At 58.0% G+C, this 18,217-nt stretch carries 13 protein-coding genes and 1 pseudogene; 8 read left to right on the top strand and 6 right to left on the bottom strand.

Annotated features, from left to right (window positions below; all coding sequences use genetic code 11):
• Positions 1–56: 56 nt before the first annotated feature.
• Positions 57–404, top strand: a complete 348-nt coding sequence (locus FHX16_RS19920) for a hypothetical protein (protein WP_259129906.1) — start codon at positions 57–59, stop codon at positions 402–404.
• A 230-nt stretch (positions 405–634) separates the two neighbouring features.
• Here the strand turns inward: FHX16_RS19920 and FHX16_RS19915 are convergent, their stop codons facing one another.
• The 5 genes from FHX16_RS19915 to FHX16_RS19895 form a co-directional block, all read right to left on the bottom strand.
• A complete protein-coding gene (locus tag FHX16_RS19915; protein ID WP_259129904.1) occupies positions 635–2,191 on the bottom strand; it encodes a PAS domain S-box protein in 1,557 nt (518 codons plus the stop codon).
• 610 nt (positions 2,192–2,801) lie between these two features.
• Positions 2,802–3,056, bottom strand: coding sequence for a hypothetical protein (locus tag FHX16_RS19910; protein WP_259129903.1), 255 nt, complete (start codon positions 3,054–3,056; stop codon positions 2,802–2,804).
• 622 nt (positions 3,057–3,678) lie between these two features.
• Complete coding sequence (locus FHX16_RS19905; protein WP_259129901.1) at positions 3,679–4,050, bottom strand: response regulator transcription factor; 372 nt, start codon at positions 4,048–4,050, stop codon at positions 3,679–3,681.
• Between the two features lie 95 nt (positions 4,051–4,145).
• The gene (locus tag FHX16_RS19900) at positions 4,146–4,778 is read right to left on the bottom strand and encodes a response regulator transcription factor (protein WP_259129898.1); all 633 of its coding nucleotides are present in this window, start codon (positions 4,776–4,778) and stop codon (positions 4,146–4,148) included.
• Positions 4,775–6,667 (bottom strand): ATP-binding protein, encoded by a 1,893-nt coding sequence (locus tag FHX16_RS19895; protein ID WP_405049302.1) that lies wholly within the window; start codon positions 6,665–6,667, stop codon positions 4,775–4,777. Before FHX16_RS19895 ends, FHX16_RS19900 begins: the two co-directional genes overlap by 4 nt.
• 298 nt (positions 6,668–6,965) lie before the next feature.
• On the opposite strand from FHX16_RS19895, the gene FHX16_RS19890 reads away from it, so the two are divergent.
• From FHX16_RS19890 to FHX16_RS19865, 6 genes and pseudogenes are all read left to right on the top strand, one after another.
• Positions 6,966–8,582, top strand: coding sequence for an arylsulfatase (locus tag FHX16_RS19890; RefSeq protein ID WP_246712732.1), 1,617 nt, complete (start codon positions 6,966–6,968; stop codon positions 8,580–8,582).
• Positions 8,583–8,809: 227 nt separating this feature from the next.
• A complete protein-coding gene (locus FHX16_RS19885; protein ID WP_259129897.1) occupies positions 8,810–10,444 on the top strand; it encodes an arylsulfatase in 1,635 nt (544 codons plus the stop codon).
• Between the two features lie 636 nt (positions 10,445–11,080).
• Positions 11,081–12,097, top strand: coding sequence for an HAD family phosphatase (locus FHX16_RS19880; RefSeq protein WP_259129895.1), 1,017 nt, complete (start codon positions 11,081–11,083; stop codon positions 12,095–12,097).
• 108 nt (positions 12,098–12,205) lie between these two features.
• Positions 12,206–13,054, top strand: coding sequence for a hypothetical protein (locus FHX16_RS19875; protein ID WP_259129894.1), 849 nt, complete (start codon positions 12,206–12,208; stop codon positions 13,052–13,054).
• Between the two features lie 122 nt (positions 13,055–13,176).
• Positions 13,177–15,402 (top strand): tetratricopeptide repeat protein, encoded by a 2,226-nt coding sequence (locus FHX16_RS19870; protein ID WP_259129892.1) that lies wholly within the window; start codon positions 13,177–13,179, stop codon positions 15,400–15,402.
• 194 nt (positions 15,403–15,596) lie between these two features.
• A pseudogene (locus FHX16_RS19865) lies at positions 15,597–16,066 on the top strand (tyrosine-type recombinase/integrase); the annotation flags it as partial.
• Between the two features lie 485 nt (positions 16,067–16,551).
• Here FHX16_RS19865 and FHX16_RS19860 read toward each other — a convergent pair.
• Entirely contained in the window at positions 16,552–17,148 is a 597-nt protein-coding gene (locus tag FHX16_RS19860; RefSeq protein WP_259129890.1) for an IS701 family transposase, read from the bottom strand.
• 136 nt (positions 17,149–17,284) lie between these two features.
• On the opposite strand from FHX16_RS19860, the gene FHX16_RS19855 reads away from it, so the two are divergent.
• Positions 17,285–17,776: a cupin domain-containing protein gene (locus FHX16_RS19855; protein ID WP_259129888.1), complete on the top strand. Its 492-nt coding sequence runs from the start codon at positions 17,285–17,287 to the stop codon at positions 17,774–17,776.
• The last annotated feature ends 441 nt before the right edge of the window (positions 17,777–18,217 follow it).

The raw sequence follows: 18,217 nt of genomic DNA, 5'->3' as shown, positions 1-18,217 counted from the left end.
TGCTGCAACCAACCTCGGCGCGTCGCGTTCTTCACGTGCAAATCCGAGATGCGACAATGAAAACCATTCTGCCTGTTGCGGCCGTAACCATGGCTTTGTCTGCTGGCGCCACTCTCGCCCAACGCAAAGAGGTGCGCCGTCGGCGCCCAGCAGACGCGCAAATTGAAACGGGAAACTGGCCGATGGCTATCGAGCACTCGTCCGTCGACGAGGAGGAGTCGCCACTCCAAACCGTCCGTATCATCGGCCAGACCGCCAGCTCCGCCGCCCGAGGCAGCGTTGGTGCACAAGCTGCCGAGATTCTTGAACGCGTTGATGCTCTCCTCTCAGCGGAAGGCACAGACAAGTCAGATCTGATCCAGGCCATATTCGGCGCCGCGATCTCCGGTCATTTGCCGAAATGAACACCGTTTGGGAACGTTGGGTGCCTCCAGGCATAACCCCTCGCCGAACAACGTTCGAAGCTCACAAATATGCCCCCCATGCGATCTTCGGATCGACATCATCGCCTGGCGGAGGAGCCAGGAACCTACTTAGTCATAAAGCCGTTGAGGATGGCCATTGAACAGACAGCGCCGCCTCTCCTGAACTCGCTAAACGTGGTGCGGTTCTGCAATGCTTGGCGTTGCCTCCATTACGAGATTGCGGACGCCACGGATTCAGCCAACTGGCTCTGTGTAAAGGGTTTCGCCAGTCTGGGCAGATCACGGGACACGCCGCCTGGGATTTCCGCATATCCGCTGGCAAGAACGACGGGCAGGCCGGGTAGCCGTTTGCCTATTTCCGCGGCAAGCTCGCCACCAGTCATTCGGGGCATGGCATGGTCGGTTACGACCAGATCTGGCAGCGGCCCTTGTTCCAGGAGCCGAAGCGCCTCCTCGCCAGAATACGCCTGCAATGTCTTATGACCGAGATCCTCCAGCATCAGGACGGTATTCATCAGGACAAGCGCATCGTCATCGACGACAAGCACGGTGAGTTCCCGCAGTAAAGGCACGGTGGAAGTATCAGGGTGCACGTCCGGCTCGATCGCCTCCCCTTCCTCTGCCAGAGGCACCCATAGTTCGGCGGTGGTTCCTCCTCCAGGGGACGACTTCAGAGCGAGCGCACCTCCGCCCTGAGCCATCAGTCCTTGGACCATCGACAGACCCAGTCCGGTGCCTTTGCCTATTCCCTTGGTGGTGAAAAAGGGCGCCGTCGCCTTCTCCAAGGTCTCAGCATCCATCCCCTCGCCGTCATCCGTCACGCTCAGGCATACGAATTCTCCTTGAATACCTTTCCCCTCAGCTTTGCGAACCGACTGCTTTCTGGCCGAGAGCATGATGACGCCACCACGAGGCATGGCGTCGCGCGCGTTTACCACCAGGTTCAGGAGTGCGGTCTCCAATTGGTTGCCGTCGGCTTGAACTCTCGGCAGAACAAGCGGAAAGCTCGTGACGATTTCGATAGAGGGGCCAATCGACCTCTGAAGCAGGCCGGCCATTCCCTTCACGAGGTCGGACACGTCCACAGGCTCGAGCTTGAGTTCTTGCTTGCGGGAGAAGGCAAGCAACCGCTGTGTCAGGGCGGCACCGCGCTTCGCCCCTTGGAGGGCGTTCTCGATCAGATCGGCATTGTCCTGACCCGCAAGAGCCCGTTTCTTCGCGATCTCGAGGCTGCCCAGTATGGCCATCAGCAAATTGTTGAAATCATGCGCGACACCGCCAGTGAGCTGGCCTACGGCTTCCATCTTCTGAGCCTGAAAGAGTTCGAGCTGTGCTCGTTCGAGAGCTTCCTGCGACTGCCGCTTCTCGGTGATGTCGCGTGTGATCTTGGCAAAACCGATAAGCGTGCGATCTTCGGCAAGGATTGCATCGATGATTACATTCGCCCAGAAGCGCGTCCCGTCTTTTCTGACCCGCCAGCCTTCCCTTTCGAACCGGCCCTCGCATGCGGCGATTTCTAGCGCCCTTCTTGGCAGGTCATCGGCCTTGTCCTCGTCGGTGTAGAACTGCGAGAAATGCCTTCCGATGATCTCCTCTGGCTCGTACCCCTTGATGCGGCGAGCCCCTGCATTCCAGCTCGATACGTGACCATTCGGATCGAGCATATAGATCGCGTAGTCGGTCACGCCTTCGACCAGAAGACGAAACTGCTCCTCGCTCCGGTTCAAATCTTCGGTCTGCCTACGCTTTAAAGGGTCAATGGCCATGCGGAATTCCAATTGCGTGTTTTTCGGGTAACTAGACCTCTGTCGTTCATTCGCAAGTCCAGCAGGCCCGACGCAAGCTCAATGGCTCGTTTACCCCAGCCGATCGAAGGTATCGGCAAAAGAATCAATGGCCTGCCTAGGTGCTTGACCGAGCCTTCGAGGCGCGCGCCAGTCGACCCTAGTGCATCCCGTTTCCGCTGCAAACCTTCCCCCGACTTCGCAGTAAGCTCGATTACGTTGGCGGCAGGTAACGCCCGGTGACCTCTCCCTGTCCGCGAAACGATACGCGTCCGCGTTTGTTCCACCACGTTATCGGCTCCACCAGATGATCACGACCAGCACTTTGGTCTTGACCGTGCTTGGGCCAAACGCTGTGCAGCGGACCAGCGGCGTTGCCCGACGTCCCGCCCGCACGATTCAACGCGTTCGTCAGGATGAGGCTGCAGGCGCGTTCGACGAAGGGCAGATTTTGATATGAACAAGCGGCACCCGTGTGTCGCGACTATCATATTGGGATCATGGCAACCGCCGTTGCTCGTCATGCGATGTTAGGTGTCGGCGACCGTGTGTTGTCTCCGCAGCTCACCGAGAGCGACCGGTCGTGGGGAGATTATCTCGTATCGCATTCACAAACGACTTCGGGGACACTGTCAGTGTGGGGACCAGCCTTCGGCTGGTGAACGATGGCAGACTTCTGCTCGAGATAGAGGAGGTTGAGGAGGTCCACCAGGTCGTCAGCTTCTTCCCAATCGAGCGAATTGATCCGCACGTCGCCGACGACCGCGACCAAGCCCGTCGTCCTGTCAACGATCGCCCAGCGATTTGTCCCATCCCGACTGGCTTGAATTTCGAATCGTGTGAGCATGGGCGCCTGTTTAACGAAAGCTCTGGCCGTTGGGAATTGTTCGCTATCGAGCTGAACGCGATGAGACAGCCAGTCTCATAAGGCCTTTCGGCTTCTTCGACAACCTTCAAACTGCCACTGCAGTGTTTAAGTGCACCGTCTGTTACCCTCAGATCTGCAGCAATCCCCGAGATCGTCGCCCAACTGTCCGGGAAACCCGAAGCGAAACGGCCACGCGGCGACGCGGACTTCCCACAAGGACAATAGATCCGCCAAAGGAGCACCGATTCCAACCACGCCGTCCGTTCCGTTTGCAGCCGGAGGATCGGCATAGACATAGCTGATCTGGTTGCTGCGCGTGCCTTTGACAAAAGTATTCGGCGAAAGGCGTTTCATCGTCGCCAAACGCTTGAGCGTGTTGGCGCGCTGAGCCACAAAGCACGCGGCGGCCAGGTTACTTCCGTTGGTTGCGACCGAGCCCTGGGCTGTCGTACAGCCACAAAAGGGCGATCGCCAGTAATGTTGCAAGCACCGCAACCGGAGCTGCGCGTCCAGCACGACCCACAATTAGATCGATGTTCATGTCAGTGCCTGAGATAGATCCATTGGCACTCGCCATTCGACATGTGTGCTATCTGAAAAATCACGATTGCAGTGCCTTGTTGATCGCGGCGATGAGAGCGGCTCCTGCAAACGGTTTTTGCAAATATGCAATGCACCGCGTCCGCTCGGCGGCCTTCTTCAGGAGCTCGTCCTCGAGGGCAGTGATAAATATGACGGGCAGCGTTGAACCAGCCATGTTCAACTTCGACTGCAATTCGAGACCGGTGATCCCCTCCAGATCGATATCCAACACGAGACAATCAATCGCAGCCTCCGAATCTCTGTTGAGAAAGGCCTCAGCCGATGCGTACTCGACGGCCGAAAACCCGTAAGCATTTACAAGCCGTGCGACGCTTCGGCGAAGACTCCCGTCATCATCGACGACAGCCACTGTACGGCTCTTCTTTCCCACCTCAGGCCCTCCACGTGAAAGTGCGCGAGATCCGATGGGTCACTGTAGGCGTGTTGGCGGTTGGGGGATATTGCCCTAAGGGGAAAACCCATCGATCATGGCTCTGAACCTCCCGCAGGACGGTCGACGAAACCCGCATTTGCCGCAATCAACACTACGTCGGCCAGCGAGCGTGCTCCGAGCTTCTCCATCACCTGGTGGCGGTGAACCTTGACGGTTCGCTCAGATATGCCAAGCGCGAAGGCTATCTGCTTGTTAAGCTGCCCACGCACGATCATCTCGAAAACGCTGGTTTCCCGCAGGCTCAAGCTCTTCACCCGCATTTGCTGCGCCTTGATATGCTCGCGCTGCGCCCGCCGCTTTTCAGATCGATTGAGCGCACGCTCGATCGTCTCAATCAGGACCGCTGCAGAACCTGGTTTCTCCAGAAAATCCTCGGCACCTGCCTTCATCGCCTCAACGCTTGCCTTGATATCTCCTTCTCCGGTGAGAAAGACGATCGGAAGCAGCGGCGCCCTGTCCCGCAATTGCTGTTGAATTTCCAAACCGGACAGCCCAGGCATTTGCAGGTCAAGCAGAACACAGCCGGTCGCGCCGTCTTCCACGCAAGCCAGGAACTCGTCTCCGGACCCGTACCCCCTGACTGTGCGCCCATAAGCCGAAAGCAGCCTCTCGGTCGCAATACGGTAGGATTGGTCATCATCGACAATATGGACGATCGGTTTCATTCCGGTTCCTCCTGCCGCTTGACCAAAGGCAGGTCTATACGAAAAATCGCGCCACCCTCAGGCAGGTTGTAGGCTGATATCGCGCCACCATAGGTCTCAACAATGGCCCGCGCTATGGAAAGGCCAAGGCCTGTCCCTGCCTGCTTGGTTGTATAGAAAGGCTCAAATATACTGGGCAGACAGTCTTCTGGTATTCCTGTGCCGGTATCGGCGACACACAGGGCCGCCCTGTCATTTGATACGCCCGTTATGAAGGTCAAGGTCTTTCGCACCCGTGCAACCTCCGACATGGCGTCCATTGCGTTGGCCGCAAGATTGAGGACGACCTGCTGCACGTGGACCTTGTCGGCGCGGACCATGAGCTTGTCGGCCGCCTCGGTCGCCTTCAACGTGACCCCTCGCCGTTCCGCCTCCCCGTGGATGATTTGAATGGCACTCGAAGTAACGTCGTTGAGGTCGAACTCCTGCCAATCGATGTCGCTTCTCTTTTTCAGAAGCCCCCTCATCCTGCCGATGATGTCGCTTGCCCGCTTGTCGTCTTCCTGGATGTCGACCAGAATCTGCTGGATCAATTGCAGGTCCGGGCTCCTCCCCCGGAGCAATTCGGACGCGGCCTCAGCGTTGTTGCGAATGGCTGACAGCGGCTGGTTCAGCTCGTGGGCGATCGACGAAGACAGGGCTCCCGCTGTTGCCGACTGGTTCAGGTGAACGGCTTCGAGCAGGTGAATGCGCGCCCTGCTCTCTGCTGCACGACGACGGCGCCGCTCCAGCAACAGAATGGCGATGACGGTTGCCTGCATCGTTACGACACCGAATGTCGCTGTCACCACCAGCCAGTGCTCCTGCCAGAGGCTCATTTTCTGGTGCATTATGATTGTGCCGGCTGGCAGGTTCTGCAGCGAAAGGCCCCAGCGCTGCAATTGCCGCGCATCGGCAAAATAGGTCTGAGGTGCGTCGACATCCTGCCCCGGTCTGCCGGCAATCGCATTGAGGACCAGATCGGCAACGGTTTGACCGAGGCTATCGAATGTGACGGTGTTGCCTCCGACAACACCATAGTCGACGTAGGTTTGATAGGGCCCGTAGATCGGTGCACTGGCAGTCGCTGCGATCTGCCTGACGGCCTCGCGTGGGATGAAATTGCGGCCGGTCCTGTCCTTGAAGATCGTCAACATAATGATAATGCTATCCCTTGGCACGTGAGCTGATCGGTCGACAAACTCGTCAATCGTCAGATCTTCCACATATGTCGTGTCATAATGGGCGGCGAACTCGCCAAGAGCGGCGCGCGCCGATGCCAGCCATTCCCGGTCGAAGTCTGCCGATCCGCCGATGATATAGAGGTGACGGGCGTCTGGCTGGAGGCGGCGGGCCATCTCCGCGGTTTTCAGGATGTCGAAGGTTGAGAAGGCACCGATCACCTCCTGCGGCAGGCCGATCTTTTCTGCAGTCGAGCTACCGAAACCGGCCGCGACTATTTTCGCACCGGGAGCAATCGCGTCCCGATTCGCCGTTATGAAGATGGCGGCTTCTTTTCCGAGGGCAACGACGACATCGGGGCGACGAGTTTCGTATTTTCTGGCGAGGTACTCTCCCATGCGTTTGGCATGCTCGGTTTCAGGAAACCTTGATAGATCCAGGAACTCGGAAAACAGGTCGATCCTGCTGTTCGTCGCCTCGATCAGGCGGCTTCGCAGTGCTTCTCCGGCAACGGTCGTTGCCACGATCCTCTCGTCATAGGGGTAGACAATAAGGATGCGTGGTGCCCGGCCTGCAACGGGGGGGAGTATTTCGGAGGCGGCGGGAAAGCAGTTGAATGCAACGAACAAGATCGTCGCCAGCCAAAGCCTGGTATATTGAGTTCGAACCCGTGCTTCGCCCCAACACATTTGTCCGCCCCCCAAAGGCGGGCAAACAATAACAGCTGCCCGCTGTAGTGTCACCTACCCAAATACTACTGATGATTGCCCGGATTCCCTAAAGGGCAATTTCGGCGGATTCCCGCATCGAGTAGGATCTGCTCCGGTCGGCTGGAGCACACTCCCCTTATCATTCGACCGCTTGAAGCCCGCCCGGGTGAGTTGATGCGGGCGTAGCCACCGTCGTCAATCCAGGCATCCAATGGAAGGATTTGAGATGAGTAGCAGAACCTATTTTGGCTGCATCGGAGCCCTTGCATCTCTCACGATGCTATGCGGGACCTCTCCCGTGCAAGCTCAGGAGCCTCAGCGTAAACCAAATATCCTGTTCATCGTTTCGGATGATACCGGCTTGGGCGATCTTGGCCCTTATGGCGGCGGCGAAGGCCGCGGCATGCCAACCCCCAATATCGACCGGCTCGCCGATGAGGGCATGACCTTCTTTTCCTTTTACGCGCAACCCAGTTGCACCCCTGGACGCGCCGCGATGCAAACGGGGCGGATCCCGAACCGCAGTGGCATGACGACGGTCGCGTTCCAGGGCCAGGGCGGCGGCCTGCCTGCGGCAGAGTGGACACTCGGATCGGTATTGAAGCGCGGTGGCTACCACACCTATTTCACCGGGAAGTGGCATCTCGGAGAGTCGGACTACGCATTGCCCAATGCCCAGGGCTACGACGAAATGCGCTATGCGGGCCTCTACCACCTCAACGCCTACACCTACGCCGATCCGACCTGGTTCCCCGATATGGATCCCAAATTGCGGGAGATGTTCCAGAAGGTCACCAAGGGGGCATTGTCGGGAAAGGCCGGTGGTCCGGTGACGGAAGATTTTAAGATCAATGGCCAGTATGTCGATACACCTGTCATCGACGGCAAGGAAGGCGTGGTCGGCATTCCGTTCTTCGACGGCTATGTCGAGAAGGCTGCGTTGGAGTTCCTCGATGAGGCCGCCAAGAAGCCGGACGAGCCCTTCTACATCAACGTCAACTTCATGAAGGTCCACCAACCGAACATGCCGGCGCCGGAATTCGAGCACAGGTCGTTGTCGAAGAGCAAGTATGCGGATTCGGTCGTCGAACTCGACACCCGAATTGGCCGGATCATGGACAAGTTGCGTGAAACCGGAATGGACCGCAACACATTGGTTTTCTACACCACGGACAATGGGGCCTGGCAGGATGTCTATCCCGATGCCGGGTATACCCCATTGCGCGGCACAAAGGGTACGCTGCGTGAAGGCGGCAACCGGGTTCCGGCCGTTGCCGTGTGGCCCGGCAAGATCAAACCGCGAAGCAAAAATCACGATATCGTAGGAGGCCTCGATCTGATGGCGACCTTCGCCTCGGTCGGCGGTGTTCCCTTGCCAGACAAGGACCGCGAGGACAAGCCGATCATTTTCGACAGCTACGACATGTCGCCAATCCTGCTCGGTACAGGAAAGTCGGAGCGCAAGTCATGGTTCTACTTCACGGAGAACGAGCTTTCGCCTGGCGCGATACGCGTGAACAACTACAAGTTTGTGTTCAATCTTCGTGGCGATGACGGCGCCCTGACCGGTGGTTTGGCGGTCGATTCAAACCTCGGCTGGAAGGGACCGGACAAATACGTCGCCACAGTGCCGCAGGTGTTCGACCTCTGGCAGGATCCCCAGGAACGCTATGACATCTTCATGAACAACTTCACCGAGCGGACATGGATGGGCGTCGTCATGGGCGAAGAACTGAAGAAAATCATGGCGACCTATATCGAATATCCGCCGAGAAAACTGCAAAGCATGGGCTACACCGGTCCGATCACGATCTCTAACTATCAACGGTTCCAGTGGGTAAGAGACGAGCTTGCGAAGGAAGGCGTATCCATCACTTTGCCGAGCGGCAACTGAATTTGATCTGGCGGCCTACCCCGCCGCCACCGCACAACATCGGTAATGAAAGGAGGCTGTCGGGGGCACGCATCGGAAATTCCTCTTATCTCGGCGAATTGGCATCTCCGGGATCGTCCTGTTCAATCGTCACCCTGGAATTTCTTCGCGCGTCTTCGCGTCCAGGGTGCGACGAGGACTGGATCCTTATGTCAAGTGGGGCGACGGAAACTCAAGGGAGAAATGCGATGAGACAAGGCATTCTGGCGACCGTCCTGCTATGTGGCAGTACGCTGTTGTTCGGCGGGCAAGCGCCCGCACGGGCTCAAGAGCAATCGAAACCCAATATTCTGGTCATCATGGGCGATGATATTGGCATGTGGAACATCGGAGCCTATCACCGCGGCTTAATGGCCGGCCGCACCCCCAATCTCGACAAGATCGCCAAGGAAGGCATGCTGTTCACGGACTATTATGCCGAGGCCAGTTGTACGGCGGGTCGGGCCAACTTCATCACCGGCGAGCTGCCGATCCGAACGGGCATGACAACCGTTGGGCAGGCCGGCGCCGCGACTGGCCTGCCGGCGGAGGCGGTGAGTTTGGCCACTGTCTTAAAGTCAATGGGCTACGCCACCGGCCAATTCGGCAAGAACCATCTCGGTGACAAGAACGAGTTCCTGCCGACCGTTCACGGCTTCGATGAGTTCTTCGGCTACCTGTACCATCTCGACGCGATGGAGGATCCGGCTCATCCGAACTATCCGCAGGATCTGTTGAACGTGGTCGGGCCGCGCAACATGGTTCACAGTTGGGCGACTGACACGGATGATCCAACCGAGATGCCGCGTTGGGGTAAAATCGGCAAGCAGAGGATCGAGGATGCAGGCACTCTCTATCCCAAGCGGATGGAAACGGTCGACGACGAGATCCGCGACTTCGCAACAAGCTTCATGGCGAAGGCAAAGCAGGACAACAAGCCCTTCTTCGTCTGGCTGAACCCCACCCGTATGCACATCGTCACCCATCTCTCTCCGAAGTACGAGGCGATGCGAAATGCTGAGAACGGCTGGTCGGAAGAGGAAGCCGGGATGGCACAACTGGACGACGACGTTGGGCTCGTCATGCAGAAGATTAAAGAGCTTGGCGAGGACGACAACACCATCATCCTGTTCACGACCGACAATGGAACGGAAGTGTTCACGTGGCCCGATGGGGGACAGACACCTTTTGCGCAGTCAAAGGGTACCGTTCTGGAAGGTGGATTCCGCGTGCCTGCACTTCTTCGCTGGCCTGGACATGTCCCGGCGGACGTGGTGCAGAACGGCATTTTCTCCGGTCTGGACTGGTTGCCGACCTTTGTTGCGGCAGCCGGCAATCCCAACATCACCAACGAATTGCTGCAAGGCAAAACGATAGGAGACCGGACATACAAGAACCATCTTGACGGCTACGATCAGACGGCCGCTATCACCGGCAAGGGGCCGTCTGCACGTCACGAGATCTTCTACCTCGGTGAAAGCACGGTCGGCGCGGTGCGCATCGACGACTACAAGTTCCGTTTCATCGACCAGCCCCAGGGATGGGTTGGCGAAAAGACCCATCCTGACGTTCCCTACATCACTAACCTGCGACTCGACCCGTTCGAGCGGACTGGTTGGCCCAACAACGGAACGAAAGAAGGCGGGCAGCAGTACTTCGACTGGTTCAAATACCAATTCTGGCGTTTCGTGTTCGTTCAGCAATTGGTCGGAAAGGAACTCCAGACCTTCCTTGACTTTCCTCCAATGCAGCGGGGCGCCAGCTTCAATCTGGACGCGGTCAAGGCCGAGATGCAGACACGCATGGCCCAGGCTGCGGCGGCGGCAAAGGGTACCGGCAACTGATGGAGCCGATCTTGCTGCAGGCGGTCTCACCAGACTGCCTGCAGGCGAAAGGTGCCGACAAAGCACGCAACAACCGACTGTGTTGACAGGGTGACTTTGTTTCTAGCGAGAAGCCGGTTCGTCGTTACCCGACTGAGGCGCAAGTTCTTTCAGACGTCAGCCATAATAGCGGCAAAACTGCATCCTTCATCCTGTCGTCCTACTGGCCTGTCTCCCTCGGCGGCGAGGTAGTGCCACCGACGAAAACACTGCCGTTGATTGCTCGCGGGCTTTGATTCCCGAAAGGGCAATATCGAAAAAAAGCGCCATGGGATACGGTTTTATGGCAGCGGGAGCCCCTCGCCGCGCCATGCGGTCTTTTCGAAAAGAGGTCGTGTTCCGCCCCATGCGACACCCGTATCAACCGACATCCAATGGAAGGATTTGAGATGAGTAGCAGAACCTCTTTTGGAGGCATCGGGTGCGGTGGAGTTGGGCTGTACTCGTCCGATCACGATTTCGAACTCTCAACGTTTCCAGCGGGTATGCACGAGCTTGCGGTCGTATCCACCACCTTGCCGAGCGGCAACTCATTCCGATGTGGGGCCAACAAGGCCGCCACTTCCCCACGACATCAGAATTCAGGAGGATGCCGAAATGGAGGCAACGCGTCGCAAATTCCTCACAAGTTCACGAAATGGCATCCTCGCGATCGGTCTTCCTCTGTGGGCCGGGCCGACAACCGCCTGGGCACAGAGTGACCCGTTGCCTTCCTGGAACGAGACCGCGTCCAAGGCCGCCATCGTCTCCTTCGTTGGTAGGGTGACAAAGCAGGGCTCTGCGGACTTCGTAACGGAGGCGGAGCGGGTCGCGGTGTTTGACAATGACGGCACTCTTTGGGTCGAGCATCCGATGTACACGCAGCTTGCCTTCGCCCTCGATCGCGTGAAGACGCTCGCTCCGCAGCATCCGGAATGGAAAGATACACAACCGTTCAAGGCCGTGCTTGACGGCGACATGAAGGCTCTCGCCGCGTCAGGCGAAAAAGGCCTCGTGGAACTCATCATGCTGACCCATGCGGGAATGACGACAACCGAGTTTAGAAAGGTTGTCACCGACTGGCTTTCCACCGCACGAGATCCGAAGTTCAAGCGTCCTTACACGGAACTTGTCTATCAGCCGATGGTCGAACTGATGGCCTATCTTCGCGCCAATGGATTCAAGACCTTCATTGTTTCGGGAGGCGGCGTGGAATTCATGCGGCCGTGGACGGAAAAGGCCTATGGCGTGCCCCCGGAACAGGTGATCGGTTCCTCTATCAAGACCGAATTCAGGATGCAGGACGATATGCCGACCTTGTACCGGCTGCCGGAGGTCAATTTTATAGACGACAAGGCCGGGAAGCCGGTTGGGATCAATGAAGCGATCGGGCAAAGGCCGATTGCCGCCTTCGGCAACTCGGATGGCGACCTCGAAATGCTGCAGTGGACAACCATGGCAGGGGCGCCTGCGCGCCTTGGCATGCTCGTTCATCATACCGATGCCGACCGTGAATATGCATATGACCGCGAAACGGACTTCGGGCGCCTGGACAAGGCCCTCGACGCAGCCGCGATAACTGGTTGGAGCTTGATCGACATGAAAGCCGACTGGAAGCAGGTTTTCAAGGATTGAGACCGGGCGACTTGCGTCAGGACGACAGCAACAGTGTCGAGCTGAGCTCCATCATCACGTCAAGTATGGACAGGGCTTTTACCTGTCCCCACCTTGGAGGCTACGGCCATGAACGTCTTTCAGATTGCCAGCCTGATCGTTACTGCAGGCGTTACTCTTGGTAATGCCCATGCGCAGGACGCTCCGAAAAAGCCGCATGTACCGCTCGAAAAAGGCATCGGCGTCGTCACGCCGACCGGGCCGGTACCGTCTCTGGCAGTGATCAACTCTGCGGGCGCTCGGATTGAAAACGGAAAACTCGTACTCAATGGCGTTGCCGCCAATTCGATCGTGTTTGCCGACCGGCCGGTACGGGCTGCCGGACATGTGATGACGGATCAGTTCATCATGCAATGGGACGATGGCAAGGACAATTTCGCGGTCGATCCACCGAATGCGACGGTCTCGGTGCTGGGGGGCGACGGGTCTGATGTGAGCGACGCTGTCGTGACATTGAAGACCCCGAAACTTGATGGCACGACGCTGACATTCGACATCACCGTTCTTGAGGGAAGCCTCAATGGCGCGACGGGGCCGGCCGCAGTCTTTATTGATCACTTCGGCGGAGGGGGTGGATTTGGCGGAGGTGGGTTTGGCGGAGGAAGTTTTGGCGGCGGTGGCTTCCGTGGAGGCGACTTTGGCGGAGGTAGCTTTGGCGGACGAGATTTTGCAGGGGGCGACTTCCGTGGAGGTTTCCGAGACGACGACGTTCATACCGGCGATACCAACATCAACCGTGTGAGTGGTACCTACTGGCATGCCCCCGTCTATCGCGGCGCCTGGTATCGCGGTGCCCCTGTCGCCACCGGTGTCGTAGCGGGCGCGGCTATCGGCGCGGCAGCAACACGCCCCTACTACTATAACAACTACTACAACAGCCAGCAGTGCGGCTACTATCCCTTCACGCCGTGCTACTGATGCCCGCCGTCGTCACGCCGCCAGGGCGGCGTGACATTCCACAAGAGCAGCGTTGGAGCAGCTGAGTGATAACGTTCGATCGGTCATTGGCCGCGTGGATAACAGTTTTGCCGGTCCTTCTGATGATTTTGTTCCTGGGACGGAGTGCTTTTGCCGACACTGTCCCTGCCTCCAGTCCTGACCCCCGGATAAGCATCCATAATGGTTTCGTTGATGAAACCGCTTGCGCTTCCTGCCATCAAGATCAAGCCGCTGCTTTCAAGCGATCCCACCACGCCAATGCAATGGCGCTTGCCAACGACACTACAGTTCGCGGTGATTTCAACAATGTCAGGTATGAGCACGATGGCATTGTAACGACTTTCCATCGCCGCGATGCCCGGTTCTTCGTGAAAACCGAAGGATCGGACGGAAAGGAAACCGAGTTCGAAGTTCGATACACCTTTGCCTACGAGCCGCTGCAGCAGTATCTCGTTGAAACCGGCGCAGGACGACTACAGGCACTCGACGTCGCATGGGACACGACCGGAAAGCAATGGTTCTGGCTTGGCAATGACACACCGCGCAAACCCGGCTCGACCTATCACTGGACCGGGCCGTTTTATCGTTGGAACCGCACCTGCATCGACTGCCATTCGACCGACCCTCAAGCAAACTTCCAACCTGCGACGAACGAATACAAATCGACCTATGTCGCAACGAGCATCGGCTGTCAGTCATGTCACGGACCTGGTGCAAAACATGTCGCCTGGGCGGCAAAGGGCCAGGACCATCCAGGTGATCAGGCGGACCCTGGACTTTCCAGGGTCGATGCCAATGCCTGTCTGGCTTGCCATTCCAGACGAGTACGCCTTCGAGACGGCTACGAACCCGGAAAGCCGTTTCTCGACTACTTTTCTCCCGCATTGCTGCGAAGCGATCTCTATTTTCCCGATGGACAGATACGTGACGAAGTCTTTGAGTACGGTTCGTTTCAGCAAAGCAAAATGGCAGCGGCTGGAGTGACATGCCTTGATTGTCATCGTCCACATGAGGCGGGTTTGAAGGCCGAAGGCAACGCGCTTTGCACCCAATGTCACACGCAGACCAAGCTGGACCGCTTCGTCAAGCAGGATCCGAGCGGCCTGTTCGACGACCCTTCTCATACCCATCATCCTGTCGGATCGGCCGGCGCGCAATGTGCCAACTGTCATATGCCCGAACGGACATACATGAAGGTCGATCCGAGACGGGACCATTCGTTCGTCATTCCCCGGCCGGATCTGTCGATGACCTTCTCAACGCCGAACGCATGCACGACGTGTCATACCGATAAAGATGATGACTGGGCCGCCAGGACCATGGATAGATGGTACGATTTTGGCTGGCGCAATCGTCCAACCATCACCCACGCATTCGCAGCTTTGGAAAACCGCACGGAAGCAGCGGAGCAGGCATTGCGAAAGCTCGTCAATGACCGAAATCAGCCGGGAATCATAAGGGGAAGCGCCATCACCCGATTGAGCCAGATCGCAGGTGAGGATGTTACCGCAGATATTCACGCAGCATCATCTGATCCGGATCCATTGGTCAGACTCGGCGCATCCGAGGCCGCATCGAACATTCCGCCGGAGCGCAGGCTGGATGCGATCGGGGATCTGCTCGGTGATGAAATGCGAGCGGTTCGTATCGCAGCGGCGACTGCTCTCGGCAACACGCCCGCCGAGGTGTTCGGCAGCCAACGACCGGGCTTCGAGGCCGCGGTCGAAGACCTGCGCAGCTACGTCAGTTCAAACGCTGATTTTGCAGAGACGCAGAGCAATTACGGATTTTTCCTGTTTGGCCAACACCGTATACCGGAGGCCGAGGGATACTTCAAACGAGCGATTAGCCTTGACCCGACACTTGAAGGTGTCCACGTCAACCTTGCGGAATTTTATCGTGCCATCGGGCAGAACGATAAGGCCGAACAGGCCTACGCCGAAGCAATTTCAGTGTCGCCGGAGCGCGCGGAGCTGCGATTTGGGCATGGGCTCGCTCTGGTTCGCAGCAAGCGACTGGACGATGCGATTGTCGAGCTTGAACAAGCGGTGCGGCTGGATCCCCGGAGCCCGCGGTACAAGACGACGCTTACCGTCGCGCTGGACTCAATCGGAAAGACCCAAGAGGCTCTGAACAGGCTCGATCACTGGGCATCCGAGACGTCCGATCCGGCCATTTCAGGCCTGGCACTGGAATACAGTCTGAAGCTGCAGCTGCTGCCGCAGGCGTTGAAGTTTGCGGAGCAATTGGCAAGGCTGAGACCGCAAGACCAACGGATTTCTGACCTCATCCGACGGTTGCGAGAGGCGACAACCAATCCAAACTAGAGCATCGCACTTGAATTGAGAATCGAGTGGGGGTTTTAAGAAGGTATTGGTGTGATTGAACGAAGGCGCTAGCACGCCGCCTGGGCGCGGATAGCGCAAAGGTGCCCTGCCTGTGGGGATTGCGGTTGCTAAAGCCCAAACCTGACAGACAGGAGACACCCGATGTGTGAAGTGATCAGCCATTGCGCCGCCGCATGATCGAGGACATGAGCATCCGCAATCTGTCGCCGGCGACGCAGCGATGTTACCTCCACGCAGTGTCAAAGTTCAGCCGTTATTTCGGCCGCTCGCCAGACAAGCTTGACCCGGAGAATGTCCGTGCCTTCCAGGTGCACCTGGTTTCGGGGGGAATTTCATAGGGGGCGCTGAACCAGACGTGTGCGCCTTGCGCTTCCTCTACGGTATCACGCTGGGTCGTGACTAGATCCCGGTGCGCATTGTCTATGCGCGCGAGCCGCGCAAGCTGCCGGTGGTGCTTTCGACCAATGAAGTGGTGCGCTTTCTGGAGGCGGTACCGGGCCTGAAGGCGCGCGCGGCACTGACTATCGCCTACGCGGCGGGCCTGCGCGTCTCGGAGGTCGTCAACCTTAAGGTCGGCGATATCGACAGTGACTGGATGGTGATCCGCGTCGTGCACGGCAAGGGCGGCAAAGATCGTTATGTACCCTGCCAGATGGCTTCCACCGGATCCGCCACTATGGTTTTCTCGCCAATGGCCAGCGAGGCAAGCAGATCGCCCAGTGCCGGCAATTGCTGCAGGCCGAGGCGCCACAGACTGCGTTTCGTGCCGAGGCATCAAATGAAGATCAGAAGCCGGAACACCCATGCCCCTGCTGCGGCGCGGCAATGGTGACCCTGGCCGTGTGGTAGCATGGCCAGGCGCCACCCCTTCGGCCAAACTTGGATGACACTTCATGAGGGCTCAAGGCACATCACACCATCGTCGGCTGGCCTCCAGCGGGACCGGCCCACTCGCGCGGGCAGCATAAGCGCTGCTCACCGTTCCGGCTGCGTGGGCAGACCATTGAGGGCCCAGCGGCACAGCTTTTCTCGTCAGATGCAGCCAGTACGGCCCACGCCAGGCGCCGGTTCCACATGGTTCAGCCCTGTTGCGGGCCATTCATCGACCACTTCACGCCAGCCCGATTGTTACTTTCCCCATAGCGCCAAACTTCCCGCGCCTATTTTAAAGCCGCAGGCTATGGGTTCGATTAAACGTACAGGGCTCTGTCTGAACTTATGATCCGATCCGTAAACTGCATCCGCCAGCACGAACGCGCACGGAATGCCTTCATCGAGAATTCGCGAGACCATCTCGCGGGCCATCGCCGGCTTGGAAGCAAAGGCCGCGTCCTCTGGCACACAGGCATTTACGCGCCGAGCCTGGTTCTCCGCCCATCCCTTGGGCAGATAGAGCCGGCGGTCGATAAGAGCGTGGAAGAAACGACTTGCATAGGCGGCAAACACACCCACCTGGCAGTTCTCTACGCGTCCGGCCGTGCCGGAATATTGCCGCGTGACGCCGACAGAATGCTCACCCTTCTTCACAAAACCGGTCTCGTCCACCACAAGCACACCATCGGCGTCGCCAAGTGCGTCGGCCACATACCGGCGAACCCGATCACAAAGCGCGTCCGCCGACCGGGACGAACGCCCAAGAAGCGATTGCAGTCGATACGGGTGGTCAAGGCCAGCCTCTTCTGAGCATCCAACCCGTCTTGCGCTCCCCTCGCGGCAGAACGCCATCAATAAACGTGCTTGCCGAGGCCCTCTGTTCTACGCGAGGAGGAGACAGGAGGCCTCGTTCAATGTATTAGCAAAGAACTCATATGTGCCGCACGCAAGGCGACTTTGTCCAGGCAACCGAGGTAGGAGCAGGGTCTTGGCTGATACCCACCACCACGACAACTATTCTGATCATTGGAAGCACAATGGCGTGCGCGTCATAAAAGGCGATCAGCTTGATTCAAATACTGCGCAAACACCTGGGATGTTTCGCCAGGCGGCGATTAACCACGCTCGTGTTGGCGCGCAGAAGATCTGGGCCGGCACGGTTGCAATCGAGCCCAATGCTAAAACCGGGGTCCATCACCATGGTGCGCTCGAGAGCGTGATCTTCGTCGTTCGGGGCAAGGCGCGCATGCGCTGGGGGGACCGCCTTGAGTATGTTGCGGAAGCAGGACCGGGAGACTTTATCTTCGTCCCGCCATATGTTCCGCACCAGGAAATCAATGCCGATCCTAACAACATTCTCGAATGCGTTCTTGTTCGCTCGGACAATGAAGCGGTTGTCGTCAACATCACTGATGTCGAACCGGTCGAGCAGCCTGAAGCGGTCTATTGGATCGACCCCATCCATAGCCGCCCGGGGTGAAACGATCATCAGTAATCGGGGCGAAGCCCCTCAAATCCGTCTGTTCGCCTGGCGGTGCAGCATGTCCGCGTCTCAGCTTTCGTCCTCTATCGGCACGCGGCTGATTTAAGGCAAATGTCTGCTAATTTAAATCGAACGCTGCCAAGAGCGTCCGACGTGGCGAGCCGCACTTGCTCCGCGACGACGGGTCGAGGGCCTTGCAGAGCGTTTGGAAAGACGACCGGAAACGTGAGAAAAGCGGCTCCCATCAGTTTCCAATCGCGCGGGCAAAGGCTGGTGGCGCCAGGAAAGCCGAGATCAGCTTCACCGCCATTGCCAGAGAAATGGCCGCATTCCTGTGGACGGACTAGGCAGAAAGATGTCCGCGTTCACAGTTGCTTCGGCTTCGTTATAAGGTTTTGGCAGACACTTATAACGGCGGGATTACACGACAACAAACGC

It is taken from the genome of Rhizobium sp. BK661 (genome assembly GCF_024808825.1).
Lineage (GTDB): Bacteria > Pseudomonadota > Alphaproteobacteria > Rhizobiales > Rhizobiaceae > Rhizobium.
The sequence above is the reverse complement of the archived record's forward strand: the minus strand, read 5'-3'. Positions and strand labels throughout refer to the sequence as shown.

Bases quoted from the DNA above. Each gene is read 5' to 3' on its own strand.
- FHX16_RS19875 (WP_259129894.1), top strand. From the start codon at position 12,206: ATGAACGTCTTTCAGATTGCCAGCCTGATCGTTACTGCAGGCGTTACT.
- FHX16_RS19860 (WP_259129890.1), bottom strand. From the start codon at position 17,148: ATGGCGTTCTGCCGCGAGGGGAGCGCAAGACGGGTTGGATGCTCAGAA.
- FHX16_RS19895 (WP_405049302.1), bottom strand. From the start codon at position 6,667: ATGTGTTGGGGCGAAGCACGGGTTCGAACTCAATATACCAGGCTTTGG.
- FHX16_RS19910 (WP_259129903.1), bottom strand. From the start codon at position 3,056: ATGCTCACACGATTCGAAATTCAAGCCAGTCGGGATGGGACAAATCGC.
- FHX16_RS19885 (WP_259129897.1), top strand. From the start codon at position 8,810: ATGAGACAAGGCATTCTGGCGACCGTCCTGCTATGTGGCAGTACGCTG.
- FHX16_RS19920 (WP_259129906.1), top strand. From the start codon at position 57: ATGAAAACCATTCTGCCTGTTGCGGCCGTAACCATGGCTTTGTCTGCT.
- FHX16_RS19870 (WP_259129892.1), top strand. From the start codon at position 13,177: ATGATTTTGTTCCTGGGACGGAGTGCTTTTGCCGACACTGTCCCTGCC.
- FHX16_RS19915 (WP_259129904.1), bottom strand. From the start codon at position 2,191: ATGGCCATTGACCCTTTAAAGCGTAGGCAGACCGAAGATTTGAACCGG.
- FHX16_RS19900 (WP_259129898.1), bottom strand. From the start codon at position 4,778: ATGAAACCGATCGTCCATATTGTCGATGATGACCAATCCTACCGTATT.
- FHX16_RS19880 (WP_259129895.1), top strand. From the start codon at position 11,081: ATGGAGGCAACGCGTCGCAAATTCCTCACAAGTTCACGAAATGGCATC.
- FHX16_RS19890 (WP_246712732.1), top strand. From the start codon at position 6,966: ATGCTATGCGGGACCTCTCCCGTGCAAGCTCAGGAGCCTCAGCGTAAA.